Origin of the sequence: Pseudomonas sp. R62, from assembly GCF_000257605.1 — a bacterium.
In the GTDB taxonomy this organism is placed as follows: domain Bacteria; phylum Pseudomonadota; class Gammaproteobacteria; order Pseudomonadales; family Pseudomonadaceae; genus Aquipseudomonas; species Aquipseudomonas atacamensis.
Genome location: NZ_JH635998.1, coordinates 399,963 through 407,454, shown reverse-complemented (window position 1 = coordinate 407,454; position 7,492 = coordinate 399,963). Strand labels below are relative to the sequence as shown.

The 7,492-nt window shown below is 61.0% G+C and carries 8 protein-coding genes and 1 pseudogene; 6 read left to right on the top strand and 3 right to left on the bottom strand.

What is annotated here, in order from left to right; all coding sequences use genetic code 11:
• The 3 genes and pseudogenes from OQK_RS30955 to phhA all read right to left on the bottom strand — a co-directional run.
• A pseudogene (locus OQK_RS30955) lies at window positions 1-174 on the bottom strand (aromatic amino acid aminotransferase); the annotation flags it as partial.
• On the bottom strand, window positions 174-530 hold the full coding sequence (locus OQK_RS03345) for a 4a-hydroxytetrahydrobiopterin dehydratase (RefSeq protein ID WP_016771115.1): 357 nt from the start codon (window positions 528-530) through the stop codon (window positions 174-176). The pseudogene OQK_RS30955 and the gene OQK_RS03345, both read right to left, overlap by 1 nt.
• A gap of 114 nt (window positions 531-644) precedes the next feature.
• Window positions 645-1,436: a phenylalanine 4-monooxygenase gene (phhA, locus tag OQK_RS03340; protein ID WP_016771114.1), complete on the bottom strand. Its 792-nt coding sequence runs from the start codon at window positions 1,434-1,436 to the stop codon at window positions 645-647.
• Between the two features lie 392 nt (window positions 1,437-1,828).
• Between phhA and OQK_RS03335 the strand changes: the two genes are divergently transcribed.
• The 6 genes from OQK_RS03335 to OQK_RS03310 form a co-directional block, all read left to right on the top strand.
• A complete protein-coding gene (locus OQK_RS03335) occupies window positions 1,829-3,391 on the top strand; it encodes a sigma-54-dependent phenylalanine hydroxylase transcriptional regulator PhhR (RefSeq protein ID WP_016771113.1) in 1,563 nt (520 codons plus the stop codon).
• Between the two features lie 345 nt (window positions 3,392-3,736).
• Window positions 3,737-4,477, top strand: a complete 741-nt coding sequence (locus OQK_RS03330; RefSeq protein ID WP_016771112.1) for a flagellar basal body rod protein FlgF — start codon at window positions 3,737-3,739, stop codon at window positions 4,475-4,477.
• Between the two features lie 45 nt (window positions 4,478-4,522).
• Complete coding sequence (gene flgG, locus OQK_RS03325; protein ID WP_016771111.1) at window positions 4,523-5,308, top strand: flagellar basal-body rod protein FlgG; 786 nt, start codon at window positions 4,523-4,525, stop codon at window positions 5,306-5,308.
• Between the two features lie 51 nt (window positions 5,309-5,359).
• Window positions 5,360-6,055, top strand: a complete 696-nt coding sequence (flgH, locus tag OQK_RS03320; RefSeq protein ID WP_016771110.1) for a flagellar basal body L-ring protein FlgH — start codon at window positions 5,360-5,362, stop codon at window positions 6,053-6,055.
• A gap of 27 nt (window positions 6,056-6,082) precedes the next feature.
• Window positions 6,083-7,171, top strand: a complete 1,089-nt coding sequence (locus OQK_RS03315) for a flagellar basal body P-ring protein FlgI (RefSeq protein WP_016771109.1) — start codon at window positions 6,083-6,085, stop codon at window positions 7,169-7,171.
• Between the two features lie 11 nt (window positions 7,172-7,182).
• Window positions 7,183-7,492, top strand: a 310-nt coding sequence (locus tag OQK_RS03310; protein WP_177318467.1) for a rod-binding protein, incomplete at its 3' end; no start/stop codon positions are given.

The window sequence follows — 7,492 nt, the reverse complement described above, 5'->3', positions numbered from 1 at the left end:
GACCAGTCGCGCCTCGGCGATTTTCACCGCTTCCGGGATCGGCGTCAGGCCCTGGGCATCCTTGTAGACGCCAACGCCGAGGTCGAACTTGCGCGGATTGGCATCCTGCGCATAGGCCTCCATCAAACCGAGAATCGGGTCGCCGGGGACCCGGCCGATGGCGTCGAAGTGCATTACTTGCGTCCTTCTGCGGTCTTGGCCACTTCGTCAGTGCGCGCAGCCATGATGAAGTCGTTGCGGTGCAGGCCTTTGATCGAATGGCTCCACCAGGTCACGGTGACTTTGCCCCACTCGGTCAGCAGGCCCGGGTGGTGACCTTCGGCCTCGGAGATTTCGCCGACGGCGTTGGTGAACGCCAGCGCGTGCTTGAAGTTCTTGAACAGGAAAACTTTTTCCAGCTGCATGATGCCGTCGCGTACTTCGATGTTCCAGTCAGGGATCTGCTTGATCAGGATCGGCAGTTCTTCGTCGCTGACTTGTGGCGCATCGGCGCGGCAGGCTTCGCAGTGGGCTTGGTTCAAAGTCGACATGGTGTATTCCTGAAAACGAGTATGTTTTTATTAAAGCGCGTGTGCCGCCAATGCCGTCACGCTAAAGCAAAGTGGCGGCGACGGACAGACGCAATTGTCAGCAAAAGTCGCGGTTCAGGCGGCTTTGGGTTTCGGCGGAAATTTCGGCGCGTGCAAGCCCAGCTGCATGCCTTGGCGAACCATGGCCATGATGTCTTCATGGGCCACATCGAACAGGCGCTTGAGATTGGGCAGGACGAAGTACAGCGGTTGCAGGATGTCGATGCGATACGGCGTGCGCATGGCTTCCAGCGGATCGAAGAGCTGATGCTCGGGCTCGTCCGACAGGCAGTAAACGGTTTCTTTCGGCGAGGACAGAATCCCGCCACCGTAGATGCGCTTGCCCTGCGGGGTGTCGACCAGACCGAATTCGATGGTCATCCAGTACAGCCGCGCCAGATACACGCGTTCTTCCTTGGTCGCTTGCAGGCCAAGCTTGCCGTAGGTGTGGGTGAATTCAGCGAAGTAGGGGTTGGTCAGTAGCGGGCAGTGGCCGAAGATCTCGTGAAAAATGTCCGGCTCTTGCAGGTAGTCGAGTTCTTCGCGGGTACGTATGAAGGTGGCGACGGGGAATTGCTTGCTGGCAAGCAACTCGAAGAAGGTCTGGAAAGGAATCAGCGCCGGCACCCGGGCAACTTGCCAGCCGGTGGTCTCGCCGAGGACTTTATTGATCTCGGCCAGTTGCGGGATGCGGTCGTGGGGCAGACCGAGTTTTTCGATACCGTCCAGGTATTCCTGGCACGCGCGACCTTCGATCACCTTCAACTGGCGAGTGATCAGCGTGTTCCACACCGCATGTTCTTCGGCGGGGTAGTCGATAAAACCTTGCGCATCGGGCTCGCGAGCCACGTATTGCGTCTGCTTCATGCTGCTCTCCTGCTAGGAAATTCGTTGTTGTTATGTCCAGCGATGGCTAAAGGAATACCCCAGAGTGACAGGGCGTGCAGCATGTTGACCGGTGCGTGCGTAGGAAAATTCTGCGTATTTCGTAAATTTATCGTTACGCTTTGTCGGGTAATGCGCATTTACGGTGATTGGCGGGTTTGAAAAGGGCAGGGGCTGTCACATAATCTTGACAACTATCTGCGTGCCTCGACAGAAACTCTGCCTCGGGCGCGCCACCAAACCCTGTGGGAGCGAGCCTGCTCGCGAAAGCGGTCTGTATGACACATCGATACTGGATGTGCTGGCGCCTTCGCGAGCAGGCTCGCTCCCACAAGGACATGTGTTTACCTCTCAAACCTGTCGGGCCTTTTTCTATGCGCATCAAAGTCCACTGCCAGAATCGCATCGGCATCCTGCGTGACATCCTCAATCTGCTGGTGGCGTACGGGATCAACGTCGCACGCGGCGAGGTGGGTGGTGAGCATGGCAATGCGATCTATCTGCACTGCCCGAACCTGATCAACATCCAGTTCCAGGCGTTGCGCCCCAAGTTCGAGGCGATCGGCGGGGTGTTCGGGGTCAAGCGCGTCGGGCTGATGCCCAGTGAACGCCGGCACATGGAATTGAACGCACTGCTCGGCGCACTGGAGTTTCCGGTGCTGTCGATCGACATGGGCGGTTCGATCGTTGCGGCCAACCGCGCGGCGGCGCAGTTGCTCGGGGTGCGCGTCGATGAAGTGCCGGGGATTCCGCTGTCGCGCTACGCCGAGGATTTCGATTTGCCGGAATTGGTGCGCGCCAACAAATCGCGGATCAACGGCATGCGGGTCAAGGTCAAGGGCGACATCTTTCTCGCTGACATCGCGCCGCTGCAATCGGAACACGACGACAGCGAGGCCATGGCCGGCGCGGTGCTGACGCTGCACCGCGCCGACCGCGTCGGCGAGCGTATCTACAATGTGCGCAAGCAAGAGCTGCGCGGGTTCGACAGCATCTTTCAAAGCTCGAAAGTCATGGCCGCTGTGGTCCGCGAAGCGCGGCGCATGGCGCCGCTGGATGCGCCGCTATTAATAGAAGGCGAAACCGGCACTGGCAAGGAACTGCTGGCGCGCGCCTGCCACCTCGCCAGCCCGCGCGGACAGTCACCGTTGATGGCGCTCAACTGCGCCGGACTGCCGGAGTCGATGGCCGAGACCGAACTGTTCGGCTACGGCCCCGGCGCTTTCGAAGGCGCTCGTGCTGAGGGCAAGCTTGGCCTGCTGGAGTTGACCGCTGGCGGCACGCTGTTTCTCGATGGCGTCGGCGAGATGAGCCCGCGCTTGCAGGTCAAGCTGCTGCGCTTTCTTCAGGACGGTTGCTTCCGTCGCGTCGGCAGTGATGAAGAGGTCTATCTCGATGTGCGGGTGATCTGCGCGACCCAGGTGGACTTGTCCGAATTGTGCGCGCGCGGCGAGTTTCGTCAGGATCTCTATCACCGCTTGAACGTGCTGTCGCTGCACATCCCGCCACTGCGCGAATGCCTCGACGGTCTGACGCCGCTGGTTGAACACTTTCTCGATCAGGCCAGTCGGCAGATCGGCTGTCCGCTGCCGAAACTGGCCCCGGCGGCGATGGATCGCCTCAGCCATTACCACTGGCCGGGCAACGTGCGGCAGCTGGAGAACGTACTGTTCCAGGCGGTTTCCCTGTGCGACGGCGGCACGGTCAAGGCCGAACATATTCGCCTGCCGGATTACGGCGTGCGTCAGCCGCTTGGCGACTTCTCCCTCGACGGAAGTCTCGACGAGATCGTCGGGCGTTTCGAGAAAGCCGTGCTGGAACGCTTGTATTCCGAGCACCCGAGCAGTCGGCAGTTGGGCAAGCGGCTGGGGGTTTCGCACACGACGATTGCCAACAAGTTGCGTGAGTATGAGGTGGGTAAAACCTCCGAAAGCTAAATAGAGCCTTTGTGGCGAGGGGATTTATCCCCGATGGGCGGCGAAGCCGCCCCGCTTTTCCTTCCCAGCGACCTCATTTGCAGGCTTGGCGACTGCTGCGCAGCCGAACGGGGATAAATCCCCTCGCCACAGGATCGCCATCCCCCCGCTGAACTGAGGATTGCCACCAACCGGCATGACACCGCCGGTTTTTCGTCTTCGACCCATTTCAGATTCCCCCTCCGATCCCCTCAAGTCCCCTGTTTGCCGGGCCTTCGCCCGCCAATAAAAAGTTGGTCTGCAAATTGCTTATGGCTGAGCAGTACAGCGGTGGGCGGCAAACGTCCGGCATGCAGAGGAAACACAGTGGACAAGTACCTTTATGTGGCAATGACCGGCGCCAGCCAGAACGCACTGGCGCAGCGGGCGCATGCCAACAACCTGGCGAACATCTCCACCAACGGCTTCCAGCGCGACCTCGAGCAGGCGCGTTCGATGCCGGTGTTCGGTGACAGCTTTCCGGCGCGCGCGTTTGCCATGAGCGAACGTCCCGCCACCGACTTCACGCCGGGCTCGCTGGTGCAGACCGGACGTGAACTCGACGTCGCGGTATCCGGCAACGGTTTCATCGCCGTGCAAAACCCCAGCGGTGGTGAAAGCTACGTGCGCACCGGCAGCCTCAACATCGACGCCCTCGGCGTATTGCGCGCCGGCAACGGCATGCCGGTGATCGGTAATGGCGGCCCGATCGCCGTGCCGCCCGAGCAGCAGGTCGAAGTCGGTGAAGACGGCACCATCAGCATTCGCGCAATGGGCGAAGGTCCGCGCGTCATGGCCGAAGTCGACCGGATCAAGCTGGTCAATCCGGACATCAAGAACATGAACAAAGGCCTCGACGGTTCGATTTACACCAAGGACGGCCAGCCGGCGCAAGCCGACGCCAACGTCAAACTGGTCTCGGGTTTCCTCGAGTCGAGCAACGTCAATGCCGTGGAAGAAATGACTTCGGTGCTGGCCCTGGCCAAGCAGTTCGAGTTGCACGTCAAGATGATGAACACCGCCAAAGACGACGACCAGGCCATGGCTCGGGTCTTGCAGATCAGCTAATTATCAGAACGTCGCGCCGTAAAACAGGCGCACGAGGAGAATCGAATGCTTCCGGCTCTATGGGTTGCCAAAACCGGTCTGTCCGCCCAGGACACCAACCTGACCACCATTTCCAACAACCTGGCGAACGTTTCGACCACGGGTTTCAAACGTGACCGTGCCGAGTTCCAGGACCTGCTCTATCAGATCAAGCGTCAGCCAGGCGCCCAGTCTACCCAGGACAGCGAATTGCCGTCGGGTCTGCAAGTGGGTACCGGTGTGCGCATTGTCGGCACTCAGAAAAACTTCACCGCCGGCAGCCTGCAAACCACCGAGCAGCCGCTGGACATGGCCATCGACGGTCGCGGTTTCTTCCAGATCCTGCAGCCGGACGGCACCACGTCCTACACCCGTGACGGTACTTTCCACCTCGACTCCAATGGCCAGATCGTCAACGCCAGCGGTTTCGCCCTGGAGCCGGCGATCATCATTCCGAACGATGCGCAGACCTTCACTGTCGGCCGTGACGGCACCGTGTCGATCACCATCGCCGGCAACCCGGCCTCGCAAGTGATCGGCAACCTGCAGACCGCCGACTTCATCAACCCGGCCGGCCTGCAAGCCGTGGGCAACAACCTGTTCCTGGAAACCGCTGCTTCCGGCGCGCCACAGATCGGCACCCCGGGCCTGAACGGTTTCGGTACCACGCTGCAGAACACCCTGGAAACCTCGAACGTCAGCACCGTTGAAGAGATGGTCAACATGATCACCACTCAACGCGCCTACGAGATGAACTCCAAGGTGATCTCCACCGCCGACCAGATGCTCTCGTTCGTAACGCAGAATCTGTAATCCAGTCTTTGGGGCGGCCTGAGGTCGCCAGCAACACCGTGAGGTAGGGTCATGAAGCGCTTTGTATCTGTTCTGGCATTGAGTGGGGTCGTCTCGCTCGCGGGCTGCGTCGCCCCGACGCCCAAGCCCAATGACCCTTACTACGCCCCGGTGTTGCCGCGCACACCGTTGCCGGCGGCTGCCAACAATGGCTCGATCTATCAGGCCGGCTTCGAGCAGAACCTGTACAGCGACCGCAAGGCGTTCCGGGTCGGTGACATCATCACCATCACCCTGAACGAGCGCACCCAAGCGAGCAAGAACGCCAACTCGCAGATGGACAAGAACAGCGATAACTCGATCGGCCTGACCTCGTTGTTCGGCTCCAGCCTGACCACCAACAACCCGATTGGTGGTGGCGACCTGAGCCTGAACGCCGGCTACAGCGCCGACCGTTCGACCAAGGGCGACGCCAAGTCCGGGCAGAGCAACAGCCTGACCGGTTCGATCACCGTGACCGTGGCCGACGTGCTGCCCAACGGCATCATCGCCGTGCGTGGCGAGAAGTGGCTGACGCTCAACACCGGTGACGAACTGGTGCGCATCGCCGGCATGGTCCGCGCCGATGACATCGCGACCGACAACACCGTGTCGTCGACCCGCGTCGCCGATGCGCGCATCACCTACTCGGGTACCGGCGCGTTTGCCGATACGAGTCAGCCAGGCTGGTTCGACCGTTTCTTCCTCAGCCCGCTGTTCCCTTTCTAGGTGGCTACGTTGAATCTGAAAAGCCTTATGGTGGCCGCGTTGTTGATGTCTGCGGCGTTCACCGCACACGCCGAGCGGCTGAAAGACATCGCCAGCATTTCCGGCGTGCGCTCCAACCAGTTGATCGGTTACGGCCTGGTGGTCGGGCTTAACGGCACCGGTGACCAGACGACGCAGACCCCGCTCACCCTGCAGACCTTCAACAACATGCTCTCGCAGTTCGGCATCAAGGTGCCGCCGGGATCGGGCAACGTGCAGTTGAAGAACGTCGCGGCGGTGTCGGTGAGTGCCGATCTGCCAGCGTTTGCCAAACCGGGTCAGCAGGTCGACATCACCGTGTCTTCGATCGGTAACTCCAAGAGCCTGCGCGGCGGCACCTTGCTGCTGACGCCACTCAAGGGTATCGACGGCAACGTGTATGCGATCGCTCAGGGCAACCTCGTGGTCGGCGGTTTCGACGCTGAAGGCCGCGATGGTTCGAAGATCACCGTCAACGTTCCGTCGGCAGGTCGCATTCCGGGCGGTGCGTCGGTAGAACGTGCGGTGCCGAGCGGTTTCAACCAAGGCAACAGCCTGACGCTGAACCTCAACCGCTCCGACTTCACCACCGCCAAGCGTATCGTCGACAAGGTCAACGACATGCTCGGCCCTGGCGTCGCCCAAGCCATCGACGGCGGTTCGGTGCGCGTGACTGCGCCACTGGATCCGAGCCAGCGCGTCGACTACCTGTCGATCCTGGAAAACCTCGAAATCGATCCGGGTCAGGCGGTGGCAAAAGTCATCATCAACTCGCGTACCGGCACCATCGTCATCGGCCAGAACGTGAAAGTGTCGCCAGCCGCCGTGACCCACGGCAGCCTGACCGTGACCATCACCGAAGACCCGATTGTCAGCCAGCCTGGCCCGCTGTCCAACGGCCAGACCGCCGTCGTGCCGCGCTCGCGAGTGAATGCCGAACAGGAAGCCAAACCGATGTTCAAGTTCGGCCCGGGCACCACCCTCGACGAGATCGTCCGTGCGGTGAACCAGGTCGGCGCAGCACCGGGTGACCTGATGGCGATTCTCGAAGCTCTGAAGCAGGCCGGCGCATTGCAAGCCGACCTGATCGTGATCTGAGGCCGGCCACCATGGATATGCGCAAAAGCGGTCTGGTCAGCAGCAGCGATTCGGGTTCCTACTCCGACCTCAATCGTCTGAACCAGCTGAAGGTCGGCGACAAGAACAGCGACGAAAACATGCGCAAGGTTGCGCAGGAATTCGAGTCGCTGTTCCTCGGCGAAATGCTCAAGTCGATGCGTTCGGCCACCGAAGCGCTCGGCCAGGACAATCCGCTGAACACACCGGCGGCCAAGCAGTATCAGGAAATGTACGACCAGCAGTTGGCGGTTTCGATGTCCCGCGAGGGCGGGGGTATCGGCCTGGCCGACGTGCTGATCC